The sequence below is a fragment of the Arthrobacter rhizosphaerae genome (assembly GCF_023062595.1).
Classification (GTDB): domain Bacteria; phylum Actinomycetota; class Actinomycetes; order Actinomycetales; family Micrococcaceae; genus Arthrobacter; species Arthrobacter rhizosphaerae.
On record NZ_JALLAN010000021.1, the window covers coordinates 16,803 to 42,560 of the forward strand.

Annotated in this window: 27 protein-coding genes; 14 read left to right on the top strand and 13 right to left on the bottom strand. The window is 61.8% G+C overall.

The window, feature by feature from the left end:
- Window positions 1–54 precede the first annotated feature (54 nt).
- From MU551_RS20960 to hisC, 3 genes are all read right to left on the bottom strand, one after another.
- The gene (locus tag MU551_RS20960) at window positions 55–1,035 is read right to left on the bottom strand and encodes an alpha-ketoacid dehydrogenase subunit beta (protein WP_247048492.1); all 981 of its coding nucleotides are present in this window, start codon (window positions 1,033–1,035) and stop codon (window positions 55–57) included.
- On the bottom strand, window positions 1,035–2,252 hold the full coding sequence (pdhA, locus tag MU551_RS20965) for a pyruvate dehydrogenase (acetyl-transferring) E1 component subunit alpha (protein WP_247048493.1): 1,218 nt from the start codon (window positions 2,250–2,252) through the stop codon (window positions 1,035–1,037). The genes MU551_RS20960 and pdhA overlap by 1 nt, the downstream gene beginning before the upstream one ends.
- Window positions 2,253–2,401: 149 nt before the next feature.
- The gene (gene hisC, locus MU551_RS20970) at window positions 2,402–3,517 is read right to left on the bottom strand and encodes a histidinol-phosphate transaminase (RefSeq protein ID WP_247048494.1); all 1,116 of its coding nucleotides are present in this window, start codon (window positions 3,515–3,517) and stop codon (window positions 2,402–2,404) included.
- Between the two features lie 56 nt (window positions 3,518–3,573).
- Between hisC and MU551_RS20975 the strand changes: the two genes are divergently transcribed.
- Window positions 3,574–4,002: a phage holin family protein gene (locus MU551_RS20975; RefSeq protein WP_247048495.1), complete on the top strand. Its 429-nt coding sequence runs from the start codon at window positions 3,574–3,576 to the stop codon at window positions 4,000–4,002.
- 36 nt (window positions 4,003–4,038) lie between these two features.
- On the opposite strand, the gene MU551_RS20980 is transcribed toward MU551_RS20975, so the two are convergent.
- Together MU551_RS20980 and MU551_RS20985 are read right to left on the bottom strand one after the other, a co-directional pair.
- Entirely contained in the window at window positions 4,039–5,487 is a 1,449-nt protein-coding gene (locus MU551_RS20980) for a hypothetical protein (RefSeq protein WP_247048496.1), read from the bottom strand.
- The gene (locus tag MU551_RS20985) at window positions 5,487–5,792 is read right to left on the bottom strand and encodes a hypothetical protein (protein ID WP_247048497.1); all 306 of its coding nucleotides are present in this window, start codon (window positions 5,790–5,792) and stop codon (window positions 5,487–5,489) included. Before MU551_RS20985 ends, MU551_RS20980 begins: the two co-directional genes overlap by 1 nt.
- 228 nt (window positions 5,793–6,020) lie before the next feature.
- Here MU551_RS20985 and purB point away from each other — a divergent pair, with 228 nt between their 5' ends.
- The 3 genes from purB (at window position 6,021) to MU551_RS21000 (ending at window position 8,776) form a co-directional block, all read left to right on the top strand.
- Window positions 6,021–7,463 carry an adenylosuccinate lyase gene (gene purB, locus MU551_RS20990; RefSeq protein WP_247048498.1) on the top strand — a complete coding sequence of 481 codons (1,443 nt, stop codon included), beginning with the start codon at window positions 6,021–6,023 and terminating at the stop codon, window positions 7,461–7,463.
- The gene (locus MU551_RS20995) at window positions 7,460–8,140 is read left to right on the top strand and encodes a histidine phosphatase family protein (RefSeq protein WP_247048499.1); all 681 of its coding nucleotides are present in this window, start codon (window positions 7,460–7,462) and stop codon (window positions 8,138–8,140) included. The genes purB and MU551_RS20995 overlap by 4 nt, the downstream gene beginning before the upstream one ends.
- Window positions 8,141–8,272: 132 nt before the next feature.
- Window positions 8,273–8,776, top strand: coding sequence for a GNAT family N-acetyltransferase (locus MU551_RS21000; RefSeq protein WP_247048500.1), 504 nt, complete (start codon window positions 8,273–8,275; stop codon window positions 8,774–8,776).
- Between the two features lie 5 nt (window positions 8,777–8,781).
- Here MU551_RS21000 and MU551_RS21005 read toward each other — a convergent pair whose 3' ends face one another.
- Entirely contained in the window at window positions 8,782–9,843 is a 1,062-nt protein-coding gene (locus MU551_RS21005; protein ID WP_247048501.1) for an FAD-dependent monooxygenase, read from the bottom strand.
- 231 nt (window positions 9,844–10,074) lie between these two features.
- Here MU551_RS21005 and MU551_RS21010 point away from each other — a divergent pair, with 231 nt between their 5' ends.
- The 3 genes from MU551_RS21010 (at window position 10,075) to MU551_RS21020 (ending at window position 14,172) form a co-directional block, all read left to right on the top strand.
- Entirely contained in the window at window positions 10,075–11,160 is a 1,086-nt protein-coding gene (locus MU551_RS21010; protein ID WP_247048502.1) for an extracellular solute-binding protein, read from the top strand.
- Between the two features lie 79 nt (window positions 11,161–11,239).
- Window positions 11,240–12,388 (top strand): ABC transporter ATP-binding protein, encoded by a 1,149-nt coding sequence (locus MU551_RS21015; RefSeq protein ID WP_247048503.1) that lies wholly within the window; start codon window positions 11,240–11,242, stop codon window positions 12,386–12,388.
- Window positions 12,385–14,172, top strand: coding sequence for an ABC transporter permease (locus MU551_RS21020; RefSeq protein ID WP_247048504.1), 1,788 nt, complete (start codon window positions 12,385–12,387; stop codon window positions 14,170–14,172). The genes MU551_RS21015 and MU551_RS21020 overlap by 4 nt, the downstream gene beginning before the upstream one ends.
- A gap of 107 nt (window positions 14,173–14,279) precedes the next feature.
- Here MU551_RS21020 and MU551_RS21025 read toward each other — a convergent pair whose 3' ends face one another.
- From MU551_RS21025 to MU551_RS21045, 5 genes are all read right to left on the bottom strand, one after another.
- Entirely contained in the window at window positions 14,280–15,470 is a 1,191-nt protein-coding gene (locus MU551_RS21025; protein ID WP_247048505.1) for a 4-hydroxybenzoate 3-monooxygenase, read from the bottom strand.
- A gap of 112 nt (window positions 15,471–15,582) precedes the next feature.
- A complete protein-coding gene (locus MU551_RS21030; RefSeq protein WP_247048506.1) occupies window positions 15,583–16,332 on the bottom strand; it encodes an IclR family transcriptional regulator in 750 nt (249 codons plus the stop codon).
- 108 nt (window positions 16,333–16,440) lie between these two features.
- Window positions 16,441–17,604: an ABC transporter permease gene (locus MU551_RS21035; RefSeq protein WP_247048507.1), complete on the bottom strand. Its 1,164-nt coding sequence runs from the start codon at window positions 17,602–17,604 to the stop codon at window positions 16,441–16,443.
- Complete coding sequence (locus MU551_RS21040; RefSeq protein WP_247048508.1) at window positions 17,601–18,755, bottom strand: ABC transporter permease; 1,155 nt, start codon at window positions 18,753–18,755, stop codon at window positions 17,601–17,603. Before MU551_RS21040 ends, MU551_RS21035 begins: the two co-directional genes overlap by 4 nt.
- Window positions 18,756–18,774: 19 nt before the next feature.
- Window positions 18,775–19,758, bottom strand: a complete 984-nt coding sequence (locus MU551_RS21045; protein WP_247048509.1) for an ABC transporter ATP-binding protein — start codon at window positions 19,756–19,758, stop codon at window positions 18,775–18,777.
- Window positions 19,759–19,883: 125 nt separating this feature from the next.
- Between MU551_RS21045 and MU551_RS21050 the strand changes: the two genes are divergently transcribed.
- The 6 genes from MU551_RS21050 to MU551_RS21075 all read left to right on the top strand — a co-directional run bounded on the left by MU551_RS21050 (window position 19,884) and on the right by MU551_RS21075 (window position 23,490).
- Window positions 19,884–20,375 carry a glutathione peroxidase gene (locus MU551_RS21050; protein ID WP_308198333.1) on the top strand — a complete coding sequence of 164 codons (492 nt, stop codon included), beginning with the start codon at window positions 19,884–19,886 and terminating at the stop codon, window positions 20,373–20,375.
- Complete coding sequence (locus MU551_RS21055; RefSeq protein WP_247048510.1) at window positions 20,372–20,689, top strand: SMI1/KNR4 family protein; 318 nt, start codon at window positions 20,372–20,374, stop codon at window positions 20,687–20,689. Before MU551_RS21050 ends, MU551_RS21055 begins: the two co-directional genes overlap by 4 nt.
- Before the next feature lie 30 nt (window positions 20,690–20,719).
- The gene (locus MU551_RS21060) at window positions 20,720–21,427 is read left to right on the top strand and encodes an SMI1/KNR4 family protein (protein WP_247048511.1); all 708 of its coding nucleotides are present in this window, start codon (window positions 20,720–20,722) and stop codon (window positions 21,425–21,427) included.
- 32 nt (window positions 21,428–21,459) lie between these two features.
- Window positions 21,460–21,891 carry a large conductance mechanosensitive channel protein MscL gene (mscL, locus tag MU551_RS21065; RefSeq protein ID WP_247048512.1) on the top strand — a complete coding sequence of 144 codons (432 nt, stop codon included), beginning with the start codon at window positions 21,460–21,462 and terminating at the stop codon, window positions 21,889–21,891.
- A 105-nt stretch (window positions 21,892–21,996) separates the two neighbouring features.
- Window positions 21,997–22,881: an ACT domain-containing protein gene (locus MU551_RS21070; RefSeq protein WP_247048513.1), complete on the top strand. Its 885-nt coding sequence runs from the start codon at window positions 21,997–21,999 to the stop codon at window positions 22,879–22,881.
- Window positions 22,882–23,031: 150 nt separating this feature from the next.
- On the top strand, window positions 23,032–23,490 hold the full coding sequence (locus tag MU551_RS21075; RefSeq protein WP_247048514.1) for a DUF4383 domain-containing protein: 459 nt from the start codon (window positions 23,032–23,034) through the stop codon (window positions 23,488–23,490).
- A 209-nt stretch (window positions 23,491–23,699) separates the two neighbouring features.
- Here the strand turns inward: MU551_RS21075 and MU551_RS21080 are convergent, their stop codons facing one another.
- Window positions 23,700–24,152, bottom strand: coding sequence for a GNAT family N-acetyltransferase (locus MU551_RS21080; RefSeq protein ID WP_247048515.1), 453 nt, complete (start codon window positions 24,150–24,152; stop codon window positions 23,700–23,702).
- Between the two features lie 129 nt (window positions 24,153–24,281).
- Between MU551_RS21080 and MU551_RS21085 the strand changes: the two genes are divergently transcribed.
- Window positions 24,282–24,707, top strand: a complete 426-nt coding sequence (locus MU551_RS21085) for a YybH family protein (RefSeq protein ID WP_247048516.1) — start codon at window positions 24,282–24,284, stop codon at window positions 24,705–24,707.
- A 20-nt stretch (window positions 24,708–24,727) separates the two neighbouring features.
- On the opposite strand, the gene MU551_RS21090 is transcribed toward MU551_RS21085, so the two are convergent.
- Window positions 24,728–25,654: a diacylglycerol/lipid kinase family protein gene (locus MU551_RS21090; RefSeq protein ID WP_247048517.1), complete on the bottom strand. Its 927-nt coding sequence runs from the start codon at window positions 25,652–25,654 to the stop codon at window positions 24,728–24,730.
- Window positions 25,655–25,758: the final 104 nt, after the last annotated feature.

Below are 25,758 nucleotides of genomic sequence, written 5' to 3' on the forward strand. Positions count from 1 at the left end.
TCGGTTTCGAAACGATCAAGGGCGGCATTGGGACATGCTGCAGGCGGGCTGGATTCAGTAGGCCAGGGCGCGGTCCAGCGCCTCAAGAATCCTGTCGATGTCCGGCAGGTAATCCTCTTCCACCTTGGCAACGGGATAGGGCATGTGGAAGCCTCCCACCCGAATCACGGGAGCCTCCAGCGACAGGAACGCCCGCTCGCTGATCCGCGCCGCGATTTCGCCGCCGATTCCACCAAAGGTGGGGGCCTCGTGGGCCACGATCAGCCGGCCGGTCTTCTTCACGGACTCCGTAACGGTATCGAAATCGATGGGCGAAATGGAACGCAGGTCGATGACTTCCACGCTTCGGCCGTCGTCCTCCGCCGCGTTTGCCGCTGCAAGGGCAACCGGAACCAGTGGGCCATACGCGACGACAGTGGCGTCCTGTCCTTCCCGGATCACGTGCGCTTTGAAAGGATCATCGGCGAGCCCGGGGGCCTGGGTGTCGACGTCGCCCTTGAGCCAGTACCTGCGCTTGGGCTCAAAGACAATAACGGGGTCCTGGCACTCCACGGCCTGCTGGATCATCCAATACGCGTCATGGGCGTTGGATGGCGTGATGATGCGAAGACCTGCAGTATGCGCGAACAGTGCCTCGGGTGATTCCGAGTGGTGTTCGACCGATCCGATGCCGCCACCGTAGGGAATGCGGATAACTACCGGAACGGTGAGGTTGCCGTGGCTGCGGGCATGCATTTTGGCCAGCTGGGTGGTGATCTGGTTGAACCCGGGGAACACGAAGCCGTCGAACTGGATTTCGCAGACGGGACTGTAGCCACGCAAGGCCAGACCGATGGCTGTACCGATAATGCCGGACTCAGCCAGGGGAGTGTCTACGACGCGGTCGGCACCGAATTCCCCGATCAGCCCGTCAGTGACACGGTAGACGCCGCCGAGGGGTCCGATGTCCTCGCCCATGAGCAGGGACTTCGGGTTGTTGGCCAATACTGCCCGGAGGCCTTCGTTGATCGCCTTCGCGATGGTCATGGTGGTCATCAGTGCGCCGCCCCTTCAGCTGCCTCTTCGAATCCTGCGCTGTATTGCTCGAACCAGGCGAGCTCCTCAGCGACCAACGGGTGTGATTCCACATAGGCGTTCGCGAAGGCCGCCCTGATGTCAGGTGTCTCGAGGTCGTGGGTGGTGCGGCGTACATAGGAGGCGAGTTCGTCGCCGTCGGCCTTGACCTGCTCGAAGAAGGCGTCATCCGCCAAGCCCGCGGCACGCAGGTAAACCTCAAGCCTCGCAAGAGGATCCTTCGCCCGCCAGGCGTCCTCTTCGGAGGAAAGCCTGTATTTGGTGGGGTCATCCGCGGTGGTGTGCGCACCGAGCCGGTACGTGAAAGCCTCGATCAAAACAGGGCCCTTGCCAGAACGGGCGTGCTCAAGTGCCCACTCCGTCACGGCGTGTACGGCGATGACATCATTGCCGTCCACGCGAATGCCGGGGAAGCCGTAGCCCTTGGCACGGTTGGAGAGCGGAACGCGGGTCTGCACGGCGCTGGGGACGGAGATCGCCCAGTGGTTGTTCTGGCAGAAGAACACCACGGGAGCGTTATAGGAGGAGGCAAAGACCATGGATTCGTGCACGTCGCCCTCTGAGCTGGCTCCGTCGCCGAAGTACGCCATTACGGCAGCGGGCGGCTCCGTTCCCGCTGGATCCGAGGCGGCAGCCAGCTTCTGGTCACGCTGGATCCCCATCGCGTACCCCACCGCATGGAGGGTCTGGGCAGCAAGAACGAGGGTGTACAGATGGAAGTTGGTGTCCTTGGGATTCCATCCACCGTTGGAGACACCGCGGAACTGCCGTAGGAGTTCGGACAGGTCAACGTTCCTTGTGAGGGCAACGCCGTGTTCCCGATATGTGGGGAAGATGTAGTCTTGGGGCTGGCTGGCCCGGCCTGAGCCGATCTGGGCTGCCTCTTGTCCCGTCAGTGGTACCCAAAGTGCCAGTTGTCCCTGCCGCTGAAGGGCTGTGGCCTCCTGGTCGAACCGCCTGATCGCAGCCATGTCCGCATAGAAGCCGCGGAGTTTGCCGGCGTCGAGCTTTTCAGCGTACTCCGAGAAAACAGGGTCGCTGCCCAAGGTTCCGTCCGGGCCCAGCAGCTGCACCATCTGGGCATCGGGTTCCCCCATCGCAGCCTCAGCTTCCGCCTCGAGCTGGTCGTCTACCTCGGTTCCGTCGAACTCGGTGGAGGGCAGATGTGTGGCGCCCATACCGTCTCCTTGCTTGCCGCATCAGAATGCGCTGCAATGTCGCTGGGATATATGCTCTTCAAGGAATACATTCCTGTAGGAGCATATATAGTGGCTTACTGTTCCTTACTTTATCCGCAGTAAGGTAACGGAAGGCGCCTCGTTAAGCGCTAGGAACGCTGTGGGGCTTTTGTATAGATCGCACAGAGTTCCAAGAACCGGGTGTTCGCCTCTGTTTCTCCAATGGTGACGCGGACACCTTCGTTCCCAAAGGCCCTGACCGAGAGTCCTGCTTCTTCTGCCCTACGCGAGAAATCCGAACTGTTTTCACCCAGGTTGAGCCAGACAAAATTGCCCTGCGCTTCAGGAATGAACCAGCCCAACTCCTTGAGGCCCGCGGTTACCCGGTCCCGTTCATCCACCAGTCCTTGTACCCTTTCTACAACCTGACTGAAGTTCTCCAGGGAAGTCACAGCCGCAGTTTCCGCTATCTGAGAGACAGCGAAAGGCGTGGCCGCCACCCGCAGGTGCTGTGTCAGATGCGGCTGTGAAATGCTGTAACCCACACGAAGTCCTGCCAACCCATGGGCTTTGGAGAACGTCCGAAGCACCACCACGTTCGGGTACTTCCGGTACATATCGATACCCTCGACGGCATCAGGGTCCCGCACGAATTCCTGATAGGCCTCGTCGATAACCACAATCACGTCAGACGGGACGGCGTTGATGAACCGCTCCGTCTCCTCGGCGTCCAGGCTCGGTCCGGTGGGGTTGTTGGGAGTGCAGAGAAGAATTACCTTGGTCCGGGCTGAAACTGCGGCGGCCATCGCCTCCAGGTCGTGGCGCCCTTCAGAGGTCACGGGGATCCTGATGCTCTCGGCGCCCGCGAGGCCCACACAAATGGGATAGGCCTCAAATGAGCGCCATGCATAAATCACCTCGTCCGCCTTGCCGTCCTCGTTCTGGCCGGCGAATGCGGCAAGGAGCTGGTTCAGGGCGCCCAGGCTTCCCGTGCCTGTAACAATGTCCTCCGCCGGAACAGACAAAAACCCGGCCAGGGCCGTCCGCAGCCGGGTGCTCAACGGATCAGGGTAGCGATTGAAGTCCTGTTGAGCCGCCATGGCCTTAACGACGGCGGGAATTGGCGGCAGCGGATTTTCATTCGACGAAAGCTTGTAACTGGTGATGCCCTCGACGGCGAGGGGCGGCTTTCCAGCAGCGTAGCGCGGCAGCCTGTCTACCACTGGCCGCGGCCTGATACCCGCAGTCTTTTCTGGTGTCGTCATGTGAACTAGCCTACTTCCACGTATCTGCGGCCGGCTCGCGTGTGAAAACATGGGGGATGCGTTCTTTTATTGTGCGGGTAATAATCAACGGACTGGCTTTGTGGATTGCAAGCTGGATCCTCCCGGGACTGGACATTTCCACGTCGGCAGCAACTGCGGCTGTTGCGCGCACAGGCGTAACCGAAGGAACAGACACCATCGGGCTCATCCTCGCGTATTTGTTCATTGGATTGATCTTTGGATTGGTCAACGCTTTCGTGCGCCCCCTGGTCAGCCTGCTGTCCTTGCCGATCACTATTCTCACGCTCGGGCTGTTCACCATCATCATCAACGCAGCCATGCTTTACCTGACGTCGTGGCTCAGCAGCTACACCCCCGTCGACTTCACCATCGACAGCTTTTTCTGGACAGCTATCCTGGCCGCCATCATCATCACCATCATTTCTCTGGTTGCCAGCCGGATTCCGGGAGCCCGCCGCAGCTAACGGCCGTCCGGGACAGCCAACAGCTGCCCGGCGCGGCTATCGGCCACCGTACGGATAACCTGGATGCCGCTCCTTCCGGGCAGCCGAAACGCGACCGGCACCGTCCTTCGGCTGAACCTGGGGGTCGCGGACCATGCGGAAGCGGGTAGCCGTGGCAGCACCGCCGGCGCCCACCACTCCGGCCAAGGCTGCGGTTGACGCAATCAGGGAAGGATCATCGCTGATGGATACCGCCCTCGCCCCTGCTTCGTAGTTGGTAAGTCTGTGCCCGGGCCCCAGCCCGGCTTCCTCGCCTAACGGCGTCAGCACGCGATTGGTCAGCGTCACCGTGACCCGGTCCCTGGTATCCGGGCTGGGAACGCCGTCACTTCCCGGCACCCAGTCCTGGCGGTGTTCCAGATGCAAGCTGCTGATTCCCGGCTGCGGAGTTATTCCACCAACCGGTGAGCCCGCGGTCAGCACATATTTAAGGTCATACTCCGCAAGAAATGCCTTGTCATTGCTGAGGTTCATGGCATGGACGCCGCCCTGGCTGTAACCGACAGCCACCACCTGATCCTGCACTGTTGCTCCGGCTTGCTGGAGCGCAGCGCGGATAGCAGCGCCGGTGTATGCGGAATCGTAGCCAAGCCCTTCAGCGATACCGGCTTCATCGAAGGGATTATCACCGCCTCTGGGTGCACCCGGCTGCGTGCCCGGAATGATCACAATGAAAGCCTTGTGTCCGTTCTGGACAGTTTGGATGATTTCGATGTGGCCGAGTCCTTCGGCATCGACGCTGCGGGCCCTGGCCAGCAGACCGGCCGGAGACGCATCGAGAACCATGTCATTTGTCTCTTCCTCTACTGCTTTAACGTGACGGGGCTTAAGGTCCGGAACTCCCCCCTCTGCCATCATCCGGATAATGGACGGGACACCGGAGCCCTTGAAGCCAGGACGAAGAGCCGCCGCTGCAGCCAAGGCCAGCTCCGGCCGCACTCCGAGGAGGAGGCCCAGAGTCAGGGGCACATTACGGGCGAGGGCCTCGGATGTTTCCCTGTTCATGAACCCGGTCAGGCCGGTATCTATGCCCTGGGCAGCCACCAGTTCAAAGGACCGCATTCCCATACGGAGATCCTGGCCGCTCTGGCTCTCGGCTGCCTCGTATTCACGCTGACACGCACGCACCTGGCTGCCGATGTCCTGCAGCTCCTGCCGGACCACCCCGACCGCGCGTCGGCCCTCGCCCACCGCTTCGAGCGCAGCCACTCCGCTGGACCGTGGCTCGTTCCCGTAGTTACACAGCTCCTGCCAGACATTGTGTGTTGCCGCCTCGACCGACGTGAGCGTGCGGGCGAGGACATCCAGTGCTCCTGCGCCCGCTGCAAGCTCGGAAAGCTGGAAGCTGATGCCGCCAACCCCGCCCCTGATCGACAGATCCCCGTCAGGCGGCGGCACCTGGGGACGGAGCGGCCCACCTGCACCTCCGGGTGAGATCTCAGCCATCAGTAACCGCCCGCCGCAGTCCGCGTGGACCACGCCGCCACGTTCTGGGCATGGTGGCGCACGGCTGCGACCGCATGGTTCAGCTGCTCCATGGCACGGCGCAAGGCCGCAGCCTGCAGACCTACACTGAGGCGGTAGGCTCGGCCGGCGGGCGACTCCCAACTGGTGAGCTCCAACTGGGAAAGTCTGCGATGTACAGCCTCGATTTCAGTTATTCCCGCCTCTACCCGGCCTGCCAGCAACTGGACCTCATAGCTCCGCGAAGCGCACTGGTTGAGATCCGCCGGTGTGATGGCGCTGCTCATTTTCTGGACCCCCAAACGTGGATGGGTGACAGCTGCGTCCCCGGAACAATGGCGTCCAGGAACGTAAGAACTGTCACTGAACTTTCACTGTAAGGAACCCTGTTTCCATCGTGAACAGAGCCTGGAGGCTATGTGGATAAGCGGGCACTACAACCCGTGCCGCTGCTGACTGGAAGTCATACGCTCCCCCGGCTTAGGCAGAGTCGAAGTTCATGAAAGAATTGCCGCATGCCTCAAACTGCCGCCACAGCTGACACCCGTACGCCTTCCGGACGCATTGCCCTTGCCGCCTCTCCGGTCCAGATTGCGCTCGGCCCGCTGGACGGCCGGTACCAGTCCGCCGTCGCTCCGCTCGTTGACTACCTGTCCGAAGCGGCCCTGAACCGGGACCGCGTCGCCGTGGAGGTCGAGTGGCTGATTCACCTCACCGGCAACAATGTTCTTCCGGGAGCCGGGCCCCTCACGCCGGAGCAGCAGGAGCGGCTCCGCACCATCGTCACTGAATTCGATGCAGCCGCAGTTCAGGAACTGGCGGAGATTGAGGCCGTAACCGTCCACGACGTCAAGGCCGTGGAGTACTACATCGGCCGCAGGCTCCAGGGGATCGGCATCGAAAACCTCACCGCGCTGGTGCACTTCGGCTGCACGTCCGAGGACATCAACAACCTCTCCTATGCGCTTGGCGTAAAGGGCGCTGTGGAGGACGTATGGCTGCCGGCTGCAAGGTCGCTGGTGGCCCAGATCGAGAAGATGGCCGAAGACAACCGCGCCGTCCCCATGCTTTCCCGCACGCACGGCCAGCCGGCCACGCCCACCACGCTGGGCAAGGAGCTGGCCGTCGTCGCGCACCGCCTGAACCGCCAGCTGGATCGGATCGCAAGGACGGAATACCTCGGCAAGATCAACGGTGCCACCGGAACCTACGCCGCCCACGTCGCATCCGTGCCCAGTGCTGACTGGCAGCAGGTCTCCAAGTCCTTCGTTGAAGGGCTCGGCCTTACCTGGAACCCGCTGACCACACAGATCGAAAGCCACGACTGGCAGGCAGAGCTGTACGCAGACGTCGCCCGCTTCAATCGGATCCTGCATAACGTCTGCACAGACATCTGGAGCTACATCTCCATAGGCTACTTCGCACAGGTGCCGGTCGCAGGAGCCACGGGTTCCTCCACCATGCCTCACAAGGTCAACCCCATCCGTTTCGAGAACGCCGAGGCCAACCTGGAGATCTCCTCCGGGTTGCTGGACGTGCTGGGCTCCACGCTGGTGACGTCCCGCTGGCAGCGTGACCTGACGGACTCCTCTTCCCAGCGCAACATCGGTGTGGCGTTCGGACATTCGCTCCTCGCCATTTCAAATGTTGCCAAGGGGCTGGAGCGTCTTGATGTGGCTGAGGACGTCCTCGCCAAGGACCTGGACACCAACTGGGAAGTCCTTGGTGAAGCGATCCAGATGGTGATGCGTGCGGAGGCAATCGCAGGCGTCGAAGGCATGGAGAACCCGTACGAACGGCTCAAGGACCTCACCCGCGGCCAGCGCGTCGACGCAGCCCGCATGCGGGAGTTCGTCCAGGGCCTGGGCCTCTCTCCAGAGGCGGAAGCCAGGCTGCTGGCGCTGACACCGGGTAAGTACACGGGGATCGCCGATCAGCTGGTCGATCATCTGAAATGAGGCTCCTGCTCATTCGCCACGGCCAAACGCCCGGGAATGTCCTCGGGCAGCTGGATACTGCGCACCCCGGCCCTGGCCTGACCGAGCTCGGTCAGCGGCAGGCGGCAGCGTTGGCCAGGGCCTTGGTGAATGAGCAGATCGACGCCCTTTATGCCTCCAGGCTGGTCCGGACGCAGGTCACCGCTACCCCGTTAGCCCGTGCCCGCGGCCTGGAAATCCAAGTGATGGACGGGTTGCACGAGATTGAGGCCGGCGCGCTGGAGAAACTGACGGACCACGAATCGCACATGCGCTACATGCGTACGGCATTCGCATGGACGTCCGGCGACCTGGACCGCAGGATGCCCGATGGCCCGAACGGCCACGATTTTTTCCAGCGCTACGACGCCGCCATCGCCACCATTGCGGCTGCGGCAGTCCCCGCTGGACCAGACGGCGATTCAGGCACAGTGGCTGTTGTCAGCCACGGCGCTGCCATCCGCGTCTGGGCTGCCGCCCGCACGCACAACATCGACATTGATTTCGCAGCCAGGCATATCCTCTCAAACACCGGAATCGTCGCACTGGATGGGGACCCTGACGGCGGATGGCACCTTCTCCACTGGGACGGCAGCCCGGTGGGCGGACTGGCCCTGGCGGACCCGACGGCGGAAGATCCCACGGGCGACTCGTACTGATTTTGAGCCGGGTCAAGTTGGCCGGGAAAAGTTCTCCCGGCCCTTACCCCCGCGAAACACTGCGGTAACCGCTGGTTTCTAGTCTTGAGTTGCATACCCCTTCGGCGATTGTGATCTCGAATCGAGGCAGTCATGCAGACCAACCCGCGTCTCAACATCCGTCAAGTCACCTGGGCGAACCCCGTGGGTGCTGACCTTCGAGCAGCCCAGCAAGCGGAGCTGGATGCCCGCTTCGGAACAGCCGATCACGAGCCTGGCACGCCGCCGTCGGAAGCCGATACTGCTGTGTTCCTGGTGGCCTACGAGAAGAGCTCCGGACAGCCCGTGGGCTGCGGCGGGTTGCGGATGCTGGATGACCGTACCGTCGAGATCAAACGCCTTTATGTGATTCCCTACATGCGTGGCTCAGGCGTGGCGAGCTCCATCCTTGCTGCCTTGGAAGCGCATGCCCACCAGCAGGGTTTCACCACAGTGACTGCCGAGGCGGGGTCGGCGCAACCCGACGGGCGGCATTTCTACGAGCACAGCGGATTTGCGGAAGTGCCGAGCTTCGGACCCTATATCGGCCAGGAGCATTCACACTGCTATGCGAAGAAGATCGATTCGCACAGCGCAGCTCACACGGCCATGGCCTAGCACCATTAGTTCGACGGCGGTGGGGACTTCCGCCGTCGACCGCCCGCTGTCCGCAGTGCCAGATCCCGGGCGGGCTGCAGGCGTCCCGCCAAGGCGAGGCGCATCATAGCTGCCGAGCCAAGACGCAAGGCCTGAGTGCGCAGGAGCCGTTGACGCCCATAGGCCCGGAGCGCGACGTCGACCGGACGGGAGTTGAGCTGGTCCGCCAGGGTCACGGCGTCGATCAGTGCCTCGCAGGCCCCCCGCCCCAGATTGGGCGTCATGGCATGGGCGGCATCTCCCACCAGCGCCACCCGGCCCCTCACGTACCCGGTCAGCGGAGGCGTCGTCCAGATCCGCTGCGCCAAGGTTCTCTCGGTGTCGGCGGTGACGAGAACCTCACGAATGGCTCGTGCATGGCCGGCAAAGCGCACTCGGGCCAACTCAAGGACCCTCTCGACGTCGATCCCGTCCGGTTCCAGTTCCGGGCGGAAGCCGGAGTGGAAGGATGCATACCAGTTGGTGCCTCCGGCCGCGGGGCCAATCCCGAACAGATCCCCCCGCCCCCAGTACTCCCCCGAGTGATCCGCCCAGAGCCTGCCCGGCACCACTCCCCGCACTGCCATATAAGGAGTCAGGCGGGCGCGCGTTGACTCTCCCCACACGCTGCGGCGGACCACGCTGCCTACTCCGTCGGCTCCGATCAACACGCCTGGCCCCTCCGGGCTGACGGACTCAAAGCGGCTGGTTTCCCGGCGGACGGAGTCCGGCACGGCAGATTCGAGCAGGCGGATGAGTTCAGGACGGGAGACAGCAATGGTCCCACGGGCAGGGACCATCAACCATGGCTCACCGGCAGCGCTGCGGAGGGATCCGACAGCCAATGCGGGGCTGGCAGCACTGACGGCACCGAGTATTCCCACCGCAGCAAGCGCCTCTTGCGCCCTCGGCCACATCATCAGGGACGTGCCCACCGTGGGCAGTTGCGTCCTCTGCTCGTGGAGGGTGACCCGGAAGCGCCGGGAATCCAGCCGCGCTGCAAGGGCCAGGCCGGCTACGCCGCCACCCACGATCGTTATCTCATGCACGGGCCGAGTGTACGCGTTCGACGGCGTCAAGGTGGTCCCGCCGTCGGGATGGCTGTGAGCCCGGACGGCCCTTCCCCGCATAACCGTTGCTGGCCAGGGCCGTCCGCGCGGGGCTGGGCCGTCCGCGCGGCTGTTCCTGAAATTGACGGTGATTCGTCATCAGCCGTTTCCAAGTATGCCTATAGGCTTGCGGGACATTGCTGATTCCATTGGGGGAAATGAGTCTTAATCATGCAAAAAATAAAAGCTCTCGCTGCCGGTATTGCCGCTGTTCTTGCTTTGGCCGGTTGTGGTGGTGCGCCAGGGACGGCGTCCCCTTCCGGATCTTCCTCGGAAGCTTCGGGCGGACCCACCGGAGAAACGTTGATTGTTTATACGAATTCCAACGGCGAGGGCCGGGGTGAGTGGCTGACCGAAAAGGCAGCAGCTGCCGGTTTCAAGATCGAAATCGTTGGCGCAGGCGGCGCGGATGCCACCAACAAGCTCATCGCCGAGAAGAATAACCCGATCGCCGATGTCGCCTTCGGGTTGAACAACATGTACTTCGAGCAAGTCAAGGCCGGCGGCGCAATCGAGCCCTACACGCCGTCCTGGGCAGAGGAAGTTGATTCTGAACTCGGCGACAAAAGCGAAGACAAAGCCTATTGGCCGCTGGTAAAGCAGGCCATTCTGCTCGGCTATAACTCCGATAAATTCAGCGCCGACAAAGCACCAAAGGACTGGACGGACTTGTGGAGCAAGGACGAATTCAAGGACCGGTATGAGCGGGTCACAGGCTTGGGGACGGCCACATCCCAATTGGTATTGGCCAGTATTCTCACCCGCTATAAAGACGATTCCGGTGACCTGGGAATTTCCGATGAAGGCTGGAGCCAGATCGAACAATACTTCCAGCATGGCAGCCCCGCGGTTCCAAAGACCGATCTTTTTGCCCGGATTGCAGGCGGCGAAGTGGACATGGGCCAGATGCCGTCGTCCATCATCCCTGAACGCGAGAAGACCTTCAAAGTGAATGTCGACGTCGTCAAGCCTTCCGTGGGTGTGCCGTTCGCGGTGGAGCAGGTTGCGCTGGTGAAGGGAACGGACAAGAAGGAGGAGGCGCTGAAGTTCATCGACTGGTTCGGCGGGGCCGAATTCCAGGGCGAATGGGCCCAGAAGTTCAACTCCATGCCCGTCAACAACCTTGCCGTCGCGAAGGCGAAGCCTGAAGTGGTGGAGTTCGTGAATTCGCTGAAGCAGCAGGACATCGACTGGACGTTCGTCCAGGAGAACATCGGTGCCTGGGTGGAGAAGATCGAGCTCGAATACATGACGTAGGACGGACGACGGGCGGAACCTGAGCCGCCCGTCACCGCCTTTTACGTCCTCGAACAACTCCTTCCAGACAGGCTTTCCCATGATCCGCTTGGACAACATCGAAGTTACCTTTGGAGATTTCATCGCCATCCCCGGTTTGACGCTGGAGGTGGAACAAGGGGAGTTCTTTACCCTGCTGGGACCTTCCGGCTGCGGAAAAACGACGGCGTTGCGCACCTTGGCGGGGTTCATCGAACCGTCCGCGGGAGATGTCTATGTCGACGGCAAGGCCGTAACCCGGCTCCCAAGTGACAAGCGCCAGGTAGGCATGGTGTTCCAGAACTATGCGCTGTTTCCCAGCATGAGCGTGTGGGAGAACATCGCCTTTGGCCTTCGCGTGCGCAAGGAAAAGCCGGCGGACAGCGACAGGATGGTGCGCGAAATCGCCCGGCGGGTTGATCTATCGGATGCACAGCTGAGTAAGAACGTCGCGGAACTGTCCGGCGGACAACAGCAACGTGTGGCGGTGGCCCGGGCGTTGGTGCTCCAGCCCAAGATCCTGCTTCTTGACGAGCCCTTGTCCAACCTCGATGCCAAGCTCAGGCACCAGTTGCGGCAACAACTCAAGGACCTGCAAAGCGAATTCGGCATTACCACCGTCTACGTCACCCACGATCAGGACGAAGCCCTGGCCATGAGTGACCGGGTTGCCGTATTCAACAAGGGCATGGTGGAACAAGTGGGCACGCCGCAGACCATTTACGACGAATCCGCCACGGAATTCGTTTGCAACTTCATCGGCGACAGTTCTGCCCTGACGCCTGAGTTCATCGGCGAACTCAACCGGCAGTCCCGCACCCATTTGGACCCCGATGCCCGCTCGTACCTCCGGGTGGAGAAGGCCTCGCTGGCACCGGGCATAAGTGAATCGGGCTCGGGCACCGATGCACGCTCAGATTTTGGCGCAGACTTGGGCACGGATTTTGGCGCAGCCGTTCCCGAAGGAGCAGTTGCTGTCGGGGGGACCGTGGTCTCCCGGACCTACCATGGGCTTCACAGCAGATACCGGGTGAAATCCCACGGCTCCGAGTTGAGCATCATTGTCCGGGAGGACGGGAGCAGGCGGCCTGAGTCCGGGGCCCGGGTCACTGTCCATGTCAGGCCTGAACATGTGCTGCAATATCATCCGAAGACGGGGAGCAGGCTCGAAAATCAAGCCCTGGCGACCTCGGCCACCTCGCAGTCATGAGCGGAACATCGGCCAGGTCAATGCTGAGATCGCCCTTCGTGATTGTGGTGGGCGTGGCCCTGACCTGGTTCATCGCTGCATTCCTCGTCTGGCCAAATGCGAACGTATTGATCGCCACATTTTTCCCCGACGGCCGCTTTTCCGGCAGGGCGGCTGAAAAGCTCCTGTCCTCCGACCGCGCCATGAAATCCCTAGGCAACAGCTTCATGTTGGCGGTGGCCCTCTCCATCACAGTCAACATTGTGGGGATCTTCATTGTGCTGGTGACGCACTACTTCAAGATCCGCGGGTCCCGGATCTTGTTCCTGGGCTACGCCACCACCTTCATCTACGGCGGCATTGTGCTCGCTGCCGGCTATAAGTTCATCTACGGCGAGAAGGGCATTGTCACGGTTCTCTTGGCCGGCATGTTCCCCGGGATGGATGCAGGCTGGTTCTCGGGCTTCTTTGCCGTCCTGGTGGTCATGACTTTTGCCACCACCACCAACCACATGCTCTTTGTTGCCAACGCGTTGAAAGGCGTGGATTTCCAGACCATTGAAGCCGCCAGGAACATGGGCGCTTCAACCTGGACCATCCTCCGCCGGATCGTCCTGCCCATGCTCAAGCCCACACTGTTTGCGGCCACCATCCTGTCCTTCCTGACCGGATTGGGCGCCCTAAGCGCACCCCAGGTCCTGGGCGGCCGGGAGTTCCAGACCATCACCCCGATGATCCTGACCTTCACCAACAGCCCCACGTCCCGGGACCTCGCCGCCTTGCTTGCCGTGATCCTTGGTGTGGCCACCATCCTGATGCTTGCCGTGATGACCCGTCTGGAAAAGGGCGGCACCTACTTCTCGCTTTCCAAGGTGTCCTCACGCCTCGAGAAGCAGGCCATCACAAACCCGTTGGCCAACGTCCTGATACATGTGGCCGCTTATCTGCTCTTTGCCGTGTACACCCTGCCGGTTGTCCTGATCGTGCTCTATTCATTCGCCGACAGTGCAGCTATCCAAACCGGTCAACTGTCCCTGTCCAGCCTCACCCTGGAGAACTATGTCAGGGTGCTAACCCAGCCTTCCGGCCTTCGTCCGTTCATCATCAGCATTGTCTACAGCGCCCTGGCTGCCGTCATCACGGTCGGAGGGCTTCTGTTCGTCGCTCGGCTGATCCAGAAGCACCAGAACTGGCTCACCTCGCTCTTCGAATACCTCCTGCACATCCCGTGGATCCTGCCATCAGCACTCCTCGCCCTGGGCCTGATCATCAGCTACGACCATCCGAATCCCCTGGTCGGCGGAGCCGTCCTGACCGGGACCACAGTCATCCTGCTGATCGCTTTCGTCACCGTCAAGATCCCTTTTACCCTCAGGATGCTCAAGGCAACATTCACCACAGTGAACTCCTCGCTGGAGGAGGCCGCAGCCATTATGGGAGCCAGGACGCTGTATATATTCCGCCGTATCCTGTTGCCGATTGTCCTGCCCACAGCCGCGGCCATCGCTGCACTGAACTTCAACAGCATGCTGGACGACTATGACACCGCCATTTTCCTGGCCCATCCGCTCTTCCAGCCGCTTGGACTGATCATCAAGGCCAACACCGACGGGGCCGAAGGCGTAGATGGAGTCTCGAACACCTTCGTCTACACGGTGCTGCTGATGGTGATCACCGGGTTCACGATGTACCTCGTGTACGGGCGTGCCCGCCGTCGTGGTGGCCGAGCAAGCCAGAAGCTCCCGACGTCGCCAACAACTGCCGATACCCCCGTCCCGGTCACGGTTTCCAGTTCTGCCCGGTAGCCAAAACGTCCGCGCTCCCCGCCACGCACGGCCCTCCCCCGCTTAAGCGTTGCTGGGCAGGGCCGCGTGTGCGGGGCAGGGCCGGTTGTGTGGGAGAGAAGGCCCTCCTATGCTGCTCCCGGCCAGCCGGTGTATGCCTCAGCCAGGTATGCCTGGCCGTGGCTGGAGGAAACCACCGAGTTAAGCTCCCCCAGTTGGCGGGCGCGTGAAAAGTCGTCAGCGTCCGCGGGGGTGTGCAGCATCGATGTCATCCAGTACGAGAATTGCTGGGCTTTCCACACCCGGTCCAGGGCGCGGCTGCTGTATGAGTCCAACAGATCACTCGAACCGCGGGAGTAGTAGCTGTCCAGCCCCTCGAACAACATCTTTACGTCGTGGATCGCCAGGTTGAGGCCCTTCGCCCCGGTGGGGGGAACGGTGTGGGCCGCGTCCCCGGCCAGGAACAGATTGCCATGGCGCATGGGTGTGTGGACAAAGCTGCGGAATTTCAGGACCATTTTGTCGATGACCGGTCCCTCCTTGAGGGTGAACCCATTGCCATTCACCCGGCTGCGGAAGGTTTCCCAGATGCGGTCATCGTTCCACTCGGCCACGTTCTCGTCGGGATCACACTGAAAGTACATGCGCTGAACGGTGGGAGTGCGCTGGCTGATCAGGGCGAAGCCGTTCTCCGAATTTGCGTAGATCAATTCATCGGAACTCCGCGGAGCCTCTGCCAGAATCCCGAACCAGGCAAAGGGATATTCGTGGAAATACCATTTCCTGCGGGCTTCAGGGATCTGCAGCCGGCACTGGCTGCGGGAGCCGTCTGCACCCGCGATGAAGTCGGCCTTGAGTTCATAGTCCACGCCATTTGCCCCGGTAAACCAGATTCTCGGTTTGCCTTCGATGTCGTGAACACTGGTGCCGGTCACGCTGTAGCGGATGTCGCCGTCGTCGGCCTCCCGTCGCGCAGCGAGGTCTTTAAAGACATCTGTCTGGGGATAAAGCCACACGGACTCCCCCACCAGCTCTTTGAAGTCGATTCGGTGAGACTCGCCGTTGAAGCGTAGTTCAATGCCGTCATGACGATCACCGTCCCGTAGCACACGGTCCGATACACCGCTGTCCACCAGCATGTTCACGGTTCCGTGTTCCAGGATGCCGGCGCGCACCGTTTCGGCGATCTCCTCCCGGCTGCGGATCTCGACCACCGTTGAGGCAATCCCGGATTTCGCCAAGAGGTGCGAAAGCATCAGCCCGGCGGGTCCTGCCCCCAGGATGGCCACCTGGGTGGTGACGACGGTACGTGGTGCCATGGTATTCCTCGCTTCATCGCAGTAGGCCGGGAGCAAAGGGCCGGCTTGTTGATCTGGCACCAGTGTGACGCGAGCGGACCTCCTCGCGTCACATCAATTCCGTTGAACGGAATTACAGCGCAGCATTCCCTAGTTGCCGCCCAATTCCGCGGGCCGCTGTCTGGAGTGCCGGAACTAGAGCGTGCAGACGCATCTCCTGTAGGGGAACAACGACGCCGAGAGCGGCCAGGGCGTTCCTTTTCCGGTCAAGAACCGGCACGGCAATACCCCAGGTGTCCGGGTCCACTACCCCGGCCAGCTGTGCGTACCCCTGAAGGTTTGTCTCGGCCAGGAGCGAACGCATGTCGCGGCGGCTCAGCCGGCCGGAGGGATCCGCGAACTGCTCCAGATACTCCCCTTGAACTCCCTTTGGCTTGAAGGCCATCAGTGCGACGCCGGCCGATGAGATGTGCACCGGCATTCGTCCCGCAATTTGCGCCCTGTTGGCAACCGATCCCCGGCGGGACAACCTTTCCACAAACAAGACTTCCCAACCGTCCAGGACCGCCAGGTTCACGTTCTGGTTCAGGACCTGTTGGATGTCCTCCATAAAGGGTAAAGCCGCCTGCCGCAGGACGAGCGCGGGGGAATTTCGGTTTACGAGCTCCCATAGACGCAGTCCCAGCCGTACCGAACCGCCGTCGCCCAGGTCCACCAGTCCATGCTGGGCGAGTTGCCGGACCAGCCGGTGGGCGGTGGTGAGCGGAAGCCCGGAACGCCCGGCAAGCTCTGAAAGCTGCAGCGTGCTCACGCCGTCGGGAAATGCGGCGATGACCCGCACGATGCGGTCCACCACGGAGTCTCCGGACTCAGAGTTGGCCACGGCCTCCCCACCTCCTCCCGGCACGTAGGAGAACTTCCTAAAGTTCACCCAGCAGTGCTTCCATTGAATGGAAATTCCGCTTTCACCCTACCCCGCGTCAGGCGAAAGTCAGAGGGACCGGTTAAGGCTCCGGCGCAGCAGCAAGGAGCCGAGCAGCAACAGCGCAATCGCCATCGCCGCAAGCACTCCGAGTTGAGGCAGGATGTCGCCCAACGTGCCTTCGTGCCGCTGGATCTCGGCAAAGGCGTCGTACGCGTACCGGTGTGGAGTGATGTAGGAGACCGCCCTGAGGGTCTCCGGGAACAGTTCCGGCGGCACCATGCAGCCGCCCAACCCGGCCAGAACCAAGCCGGCCCCGACCCCCACGCCCGAAGCGGCGCCGTCGTTGTCCATCACGGAACCGATCACCATGGCCGCCGCCGCTGAAACGGTGCAGAACAATGCCAGAACCATGACTGACAGCGGAATACTCCCCCACTGGACGCCGAAGAGCAGCGCAGTCCCAAGCATGATGTAGCCACCTTGCACCAACGCAATCGCGAACCTGCCCAGGGCCTGCCCGCTTGAAACTGGTGCAGCCAACATCCGCGGAACCACTCCCAGTCGCCTTGCCTGGATCAGGGTGGTGGCACCCGTCAAAGAACTCAAGAACACAAAAAGCAGCAGCTGCTGGGCTGCTCCAAGGTCGAACTGGCCCAGGCCGCGGAACTCCTGGGCAATTTCACTGGTATCCACCACCTCCACTTTCGGGGCGGAAAGCCTCTGCGAGGCGGCAGCGAGCGCATCACCCGCCTGCCCTGCCGTCAGGCCGGCCTGGGTGAGGGCGGCGAGCTGTCCACGCTCCACGTTGACCGATTGAATGGCCGTACGCACCTGTTGCATCACTGCCTGTGCGCCGGACTGGGACCCCATCACCACTTCAATCTCGGCGGGCCGCCCGGCTTCGGAACCACGGGCATCGAACTCTGCAGCAGCCGTCTCAGAGATGAACAGCCCGACGTCGGTGCTGCCGCGGCTCAGCTCCTGCCGCACAGCATCCGAACCCGCAAAGGTGACATCGACGTCGGCTGCTTCAAGTTTCGTCTTGACGGCCTCCGCCACTGCCGTTCCCGAACCCGAAATGGCCACCCGCGATTGCCCGGCACCCGCTCCGAACTGTGAGCCGATCAGAAGGATCAGCATGAGCGGGAAGATGAACACAAAGAAGATGTTGGACCTGTCCCGCAGGAACCGTTTCAGCTCCACAGCCGCGAGGGCCAGCACTGCCGTCATGCCCGCGCCCCCCGGTCCGGAATGATCCTGGCTATAACCAGACAGGCGCCGGCGAACACCAGCATCACCGCGATGGGAGCGCCAACCTCAGGCAAGCCGCCCCCGCCAGCGGAAATCCCCAGGCCGCGGATGAATGCACCAACCGGATTGATATCCAGAAGGGTCTGCGCGAATCCGGAGCCCTGGATCGGAAAGAATGCCCCGCCTGCAATACCGAGCACCATCGCCAGGATGGACTGCGCCACGTTGGCCTGTTCAGCGGTCCTGACCATGCGTGCCACGATGAAAGTAAGGCTCGTTGCCGCGGCCACCACGCTGAGAACCAGCACCCCAACCACCAGCGGGGACCCGAAATCCACTCCAAAAAGCAGCGACCCCGTCACCAGCAACACTCCGGTGGCTGCCACGCCAAGGATATAGCCGACGGCGGCCTTGGAAGCCACAATGATTCCGTGGCCGAGGGGCATGGACTTCAGCCGCGCCAGGGTGCCTTGCTCGCGCTCCGCCAGCAGCCCCAGGACTCCGAAACCAACGGTAAACATCAGGAAGAGACCGGCCTGGCCGGCAACCAATGTTCCCTGGAACGAGAGCTGCTCGTCCGAGGCCCGGCCTTCTTTGAGGGTCAGGGCAGGGGCTCGGGCCGCCGCCTGGTTCCCGATCGCGGCAATTGCTTCCGGGGGCAGTCCGGCCGCACCCGCCGCGGCCGCTGCTACGGAAGCGGCGTGCAACTGGTCCACCACTCCAACCACCACAGAAATGAGGACGTCCGTTTCCAGCCCGGCACCGTCGCCCTGAACCACCTGCACCGTGGGGGATGACCCCGATCTGAGCGAGCTGCCAAAGTCATCAGGGATGATGATTGCCACGTCGGCTGCCCCTGAGCGGGCAGCAGCACGGGCGTCATCCGCGGACATCCTGTTGAGGGTAACGTCCACCACCTCCTGGGACTCCATGGTGTCCAGAACGGCTGTGGCGAGCTGGTCGGCGTTGGCAGCGCTTGCCGCAACTGTCACAGGTTCCAGCCCGGGGTCGTCGCTGCCGAAACCGCCTGTCACAAGGCTCAGCACCCCCATTAAGGCGAGCGGAACAACGAGTGAAAAAACGAAGACTGATCTATCCCTGACCCGTTGCCTCAGGTCCTTAAGAGTCATGATCCACAGCTGGCGCATATCAGTCCCGGAGCGCCTTTCCGGTGAGGTGGAGAAACACGGATTCCAGGTCCGGGCGGGTGATTTCCACAGACGTCACCGACATTCCGGCATTAGCCGCACCAGTGACGATGCCGGCCAATACGCTGGGGCCATCATGCACGGTCAGCGCGAGGGCCGAACCGTCGCCGTCCACGTGCTGCACTCCTGGGACCAGGCGCAGGGCAGCCGCCGCGGCCGTGGAATTTCCGCTGCCATGAAGGTTGATACGGTCCACGCCGCCGGTCAGCTTGATCAGCTGGTCCCGCGTCCCCTCTGCCTGGATGCTGCCCTCGTCGATGATGGCTATCCGGTCGCAGAGCCGCTCCGCTTCCTCCATGTAATGAGTGGTGTACAGGACGGCCATTCCCTCGGAAGACAAGGCCTCCACAGCTTCGAGGATGGAATTCCGGGATTGGGGGTCGACGCCGACGGTCGGCTCATCGAGGATCAGCAGGGTGGGCCGGTGCAGGAGCCCGATGCCGATATTGAGCCGCCGCTTCATTCCGCCGGAGTAGTTCTTGGTGAGGTCGCCGGCCCGGTCAGCCAGTCCGATAAGCTCCAGCACTTCCTGCGTCCGCCGGGAGAGGTCCTTGCCGTTCAGGCCCTGGAGCCGGCCGAAGAAGTTCAGGTTTTCCCTCCCTGTCAGGTCGGGATAGATCGCCAGCTCCTGGGGGACGAGGCCGAGATGCCGCTTAGCTGCGGTTTCGGATGGACCCATACCCATTCCAGCGACCGTAACGGTCCCGGCGTCGGCAGCAATCAGGCCTGCGATCATGGAGATGGTGGTGGTTTTCCCCGCACCGTTCGGCCCGAGGAGCCCGAAGGTCTCCCCCGGTTGGATGGTAAAGGACACGCCGTCGACGGCGGTCAGCTCCCCATAGCGCTTCACCAGTCCGTGAACCCTGAGGACTTCAGTCGTTGGTGGTGCACTTTGTCCTGCATCAGTTGGTCCTGCGACGCCCACTCCGGCGGCCCCCTTTAGTCGACGTTCCCAGCCTTCATTATCTGACAGGAAACCCTCAGTCTGAGGCCGTAGGCTGGTAGTGGCAACAAGTTTCCGGTAAGACCGACTTTGCGAGGACCAAGACTGTGACATCCCTTTACTCCATTCCCCTCACCCTGAACGACGGAACCCAGACGGATTTCGGCCGTTTCAAGGGGAACGTGGTGATGGTGGTCAACGTCGCCTCCAACTGCGGATTCACTCCCCAGTACACGGGGCTTGAGACGCTCTACGAAAAGTTCAAGGACCGCGGCTTTGAGGTCCTTGGAGTCCCCTGCAACCAGTTCGCCGGCCAGGAACCTGGCAACGACAGCGAAATCGCCGAGTTCTGCCAGCGGAATTTCGGGGTGACCTTCCCGTTGACCGTGAAGTCGAACGTCCGCGGTAAGGACCAGCATCCGCTCTACGCGGAGCTGACCAAATTCAAGAGCGGCCTGCTGCCCGGCCTGGTGAAGTGGAACTTCGAGAAGTTCCTGGTAAACCGCGACGGCGAAGTGGTGGCCCGCTTTGCTCCAACCGTTGAGCCCGATTCAGCTGAGGTCATCGACGCAATCGAGGCTGCCCTCGCCGGAGAATGACTGCAAGCACCAGCCCTCGGGAGCCCAAAGAAACCGGCAAAGCGTTCACTGACTCCGATCTCACCGGGCTGTGGATAGACGGCGACTTCTCACTCGAATACCACGAGGAAACGTCTCCGAGTGACGGGTTGATCGCATCTGTCGAGGCCGAACTGGGCGGCTATAGACTTCCTGCGTCGTATGTCGAACTGGCCCGGCTCCACAACGGCGGCGTATTGCACCGATGCGTTTACCCCATGGACCTGCCCACAAATTGGGCTGATGACCACATCGTCATCACGGGCCTGTACGCCTTGGGGCGGACAGCGCAATAGTCACTTGTTGGGCCGCTGGGCTCCACCCATATGGAAAGCGAGTGGGGCTATCCGCGCATCGGCGTTGGTATTGGAGACACCCCCAGCGCCGGTCATGAGCAGATCATGCTCGACTACCGTTCCTGCGGAAAAAACGGCGAGCCACAGGTGGTGCACGTCGACCAGGAAGCCGGCTATCGCATCACGTTCGTGGCAGAGGATTTCGCCACTCTCATCCGCGGGCTTGTGGGCGAGGATGACTACTATTTCGCACAAGACGAGCGCACTGCAGCCATGGTGACGGTGGAGCGGGGAACGCTTTCGCCTATCGTTGTCAGGGCAGTGGCTGCGGCCTCGGGCAAACTCCCCGGTAGTGCACGGATACTGCGGGCCCTCGCGCGTCAGATCGTCGAGGATAAGGGCAGTTTCGCGCTGCATGGCGATGAGCAGTCATACGCGATGTACGACCTCATTTTCTGGCTCTATTCTCAGCTGACGAGCGCCCAATCCTTTGAGCACTTTGTGAGAGATCCGGAGGGCGCTGGCTCTTACGACGCTCCTTGTTATGAGCTCATGATTGTCTTCAGCCTCACCGACCAACCATACGGTTTTAGTACCGGCGGCTTCTCCGAGGACTTTCTTCGCCGGTGGTGGGAGGAGCGTGTGGCGTCAGGCGCCATCGCACAGTCCGCTGAAGGGTTCCGGCTGAGCACCGAAGCCGAGCAAACCCTCCTCGCAGTGGTATCTTCTATCGGTTGATTCCGAGGTATTTACGTATAACTGGAGGTCCCGTGTTCAAAGGGTTCAAAGACTTTATTCTTCGCGGCAATGTCATCGAACTGTCCATCGCCGTCGTCGTCGGTACGGCGTTCACAGCGCTGGTTGCCGCGTTCACCACCAACATTGTTAACCCGATCATCGCAGCGGCCGGCGGGGTGCAGACCGAGGGGCTGGGCTTCCCCATCTGGCCGGGAAACGAAAAGACGTTCGTCAACATCGGCGGGGTCCTCACGGCGTTAGTGACATTCCTGATTACCGCAGCGGTGGTCTATTTCATCTTTGTGGCCCCCATGAACAAAATCAACGCCTTGGTCAAGCAACGCCTTGCCACGGAGGAACCCGAAGAGGAACCGATCCCGGCCGACACCGCTCTTCTGGCCGAGATCCGCGATCTGCTGACGAAAATGGCAGAGGCTGACCGCAGCAGAGAGAACTCCCGGTAGCCGGCATCCATCGGGGCCTGAGGCGGAAGCAAGGGCTGCGGAAGCTTCCACTGATCCTTACCCAGGGGCAATACTGCCGAAACAGCCGGCCGACAGTATGGGCTTATGAAGCCAAAGGTGAAAGTCCCGCTCCCGGCTGATCTGAGTTGTGAGGTCTGCGGCCAGATGCCCGAACCTACTAAGGCCCGGCTGACGCTGGCCAACATCGCAGTGATGCTCCCCATCGAACTCCTGGTGCACGCTGCCGTTGTGGAAACCCATCTGCCGTACGTTGCCAAGGTCTTGGTCCTGACCTTCACTGCCACTTTCCTGGTGATCTGGGTAGCTGAGCCGTCGGCCGCGCGGCTCCTGAAGAAGTGGCTTCACGCTCCCGCCCTCCGCCACCGTAGCCGACTTGTGGAGGCACCGGCTCTGTGGCGGGCCCGGACCGTACTTCGTGACCAGCCGGGCTCGCTCCAGAAGGTTACCCGTACCCTGGCCAGACTTGACACGAACATCCTCAGCATTCACGTCCATCCCATCGCCGGCGGCGTGCTCGACGAATTTGTGCTTTCCGCTCCGGGGAACCTGGGAGAAACCGAGATTCTATCGGCATTGCGGGATGCGGGCGGCCGGCACCCGCACATCTGGCCCACCACCGCCCTGGCTATGGCGGACGGCCAAACCAAAGCCCTCAGCCTGGCCTCCAGAATTGCCGCAAACCCGGCAGAGCTTCCTTTAGCAGTTGCCGAACTGCTCCGGGCTCATGTGGTCAATACGGGCGACCCTGTCCGAGGAGACACGCCACCTGCAGTAGCTGGAACCGGGCGTGCGGCTTCCGGATCGCAGGTTACCGGCACTGCTTTGAAGATCCCGACGGCGTGGCATGGGCCGCTTGTTTTCTCCAGGCCTGGGGAACCCTTCACTCCTGCAGAATCCGCCCGCGCCCATCGGCTTGCCGAATTGGCGGAAATACTGGCCTATGATCGTGCCAAATCGCCTCTGAAGTAGTGCTTAAAACATTACTCCAAACACTTCCGTAACTTGATAAGCATACTTATGATGTACTCAAGGATGCGACGTAGATCGGCCTTACCGGAGCGTGGCACCCTGCAGCGCAACATCTGCTAGGCAGTTGTGTACAAGGCAGGAGAAAACATCATGGTAAACACCAACCCGACAGGTAGCCGAACAACCATCCAAACGGCAGCAATGGTCGTAGGAGCAGTCTTCCTGCTTGTGGGTATCCTGGGATTCATTCCGGGTGTAACCACCAACTACGCAGCCCTCGGAATGGCAGGACCCGCCTCGGAGGCGTTGCTCCTGGGCGTGTTCCAGGTCTCCATCCTCCACAACATCGTCCATCTGCTGTTCGGAGTGGCTGGAATCGTCATGGCGCGCAGTGCCACCCAGGCCCGGAACTATCTGGTGGGCGGCGGGGCTCTTTACCTGGTTCTTTGGCTGTATGGCCTCCTGGTACCCCACGATTCCACCGCCAACTTCGTACCGTTCAATGACGCCGACGACTGGCTGCACCTCATTTTGGGACTGGGCATGGTCGCCCTGGGCGTCGTCCTGGCGCGCAGTGTGACAACAACCCGCACCACAGCCCGCGGCTAAAAACAGGTGCGCCGCTGAAGGTAGTTTTGATCGACCTTGGTGACCGGGAGACCGGCCACCAAGGTTTTTTAAGCGCGCTGTGTGTCTTTAGACGACGCCGCGCAGATTCGCGGCTGTTCCCAGGCCGGGATGGTGGGCTACCTCGTCGGGCGGCCCCTTCGACGTCACCGGGGGCTCCGTTGCTGAATTGGGTAATTCACACCGCAACCTCACCGATGAGGACGTTCAAGCAGAAAGGGTGCAGTCATAAAGCCCTCTGCCGAATAGAGCGCAGCGGCGGCCGCATTCGCGCTCACAGTCACTCGCGGAACGCCTCGCTCGTCTGACTCGTGGAGCAATGAGCGAACGAGCGCGCTGCCGATCCCGCGCCAGCGGTGTTGCGGAAGCACGTACACGCTCTGAATGTCACCTGTGAGGCGAGTTCGATCGTCAATATCGGGAACCCGTTCGAAGAGCACCAGCCACGCCATGCCGACGAGCTCACCGTCAATCTCGGCCACATGGCATATTAGTGCCTGCCCTTGGGAACGCATCCAGGCAGAAAGGTCTTCAGCAAACTCTCGCCGCTCGGATTCGGATACCGGGCGGGACAATTGGGCCCAGGCTTCCTTCAAGGCGGCGAGCCCCGCAATGTCTTCGGGTTGGGCCGATCTAACGATCATGTTGTCCTCCACGTATCGAGCATCGCCGCAACCACCTAGTGACCGCAAGCCGACCGGCTAACGTGCGGCCCGGGCTTAGATCTTGTGTGCCAGGCGACGCTGATGTAGACCTCAGATAGGAGGTCAGCCATGGACATTGGTCAGGTCATCGAGCAGTACCACTCGGGATTAGATGTGTTTGCCGCGGGCGATCCGGAGCCGATCAAGGCAATGTACGCGCGGAGCGAGGACGTCCTGCTGGCGAATCCCTTCGGCGGCTCCTCGCGCGGCTGGGATGCGGTTTCACAGGCGCTCGACTTCGCTTCATCGAACTTCCGCAATGGCGCGCCAGTTCGGACTGAAGAAGTTTCCCGCTACGTTGGCGCCGATCTCGTTACTCTGTTCGAGCGCGAGCATTGGGAGACCAAGGTGGGCGGTCGCGAAGAGCCCTCCCCCTTCGACTTGCGCGTCACGACCACTTTTCGCTTGGAGAGTGACGGATGGCATCTCGTCAGCCGCCACGCCGACCCGCTGACGACACCGCATCCCGACGGACCGATCCGCCCCACGAACTGAGTTTGGAGCGCCGCCAGCCCTCAGTCGTTCATCATCCTGATCTTGAGTGCTGCAGGCTCGAGAGTTACTGCCAGGTGTTTACCCGTACCGACGTGGTCTCCGTCGAGCTGGAATTCCTGTTCGTGCTCCAGAATGATTTCGGCAGTCTTCCCCTGGAAGTACTCCACCGACGTGGTCTTGCGTTTGTTCCGTCCGAAGATGCCAGCCACCACTCCCAGCCAACCCAGGCGGCCACGAGGTGCGAGGATCAGGAGGTCCAGAACGCCGTCGTCCACCTTGGCCTCGGGAAATATCTCCACCCCGCCCATAATCCTGCCGCAGTTGCCGATCATCACGCTGCGAATGCGGCGCCGCACAGGGTGCCTTCCGTCCATGCTGATCCTGGCGCGCACCGGCTTTCCCGGGAGCTTTCGGATGCCGGCTTCCACGTAGGCAAGCCAGCCCATCCTGTCCTTCAAAACATCGATGGTGTCCGCCATGATCGCTGCGTCATAGCCCAGGCCGCCCATCACCAGAAAAACCTGCCGGTCGGCAGAGCCGTCCAGGTTGGTCCGGATAACGTCCACCGTGCGCTCGGTGCCGTTCAGCACATCGTAGGCCGCGGCCACCGGATCTGTAATGTTGATGCCCAGGTTCCGCGCCAGCAGATTTCCGGTGCCCAATGGCACCAGTCCCAACGGGACCCCGCTGCCTGCCAGGATCTCGGCCACGCAGCGGACGGTGCCGTCGCCGCCCGCGGCAATAACGACGTCGACTCCTGCTTCCAGCGCCTCCCGCGTCTGTCCTTCCCCAGGGTCTTCAACCGTGGTTTCCAGCCATAGCGGCTCGGCCCATCCCTGGGTCTGGCACAGCCGGACAATGGAACCGCGCAACTCCGGGCCCACAGACTTGGCAGGATTGATGACGACGGCTGCCCGCAGAGTGGGGGTAGCGTTAGTGGCTGTCATAGCGTCCTTAAGAGTGGCGTCTACGCCGCGTGGCGACGGGAAAGGCCCCGAACTGAAATCGTATCGGGGATTGACCGGACTGGGCAGCACCGGCGCGGGGTCGT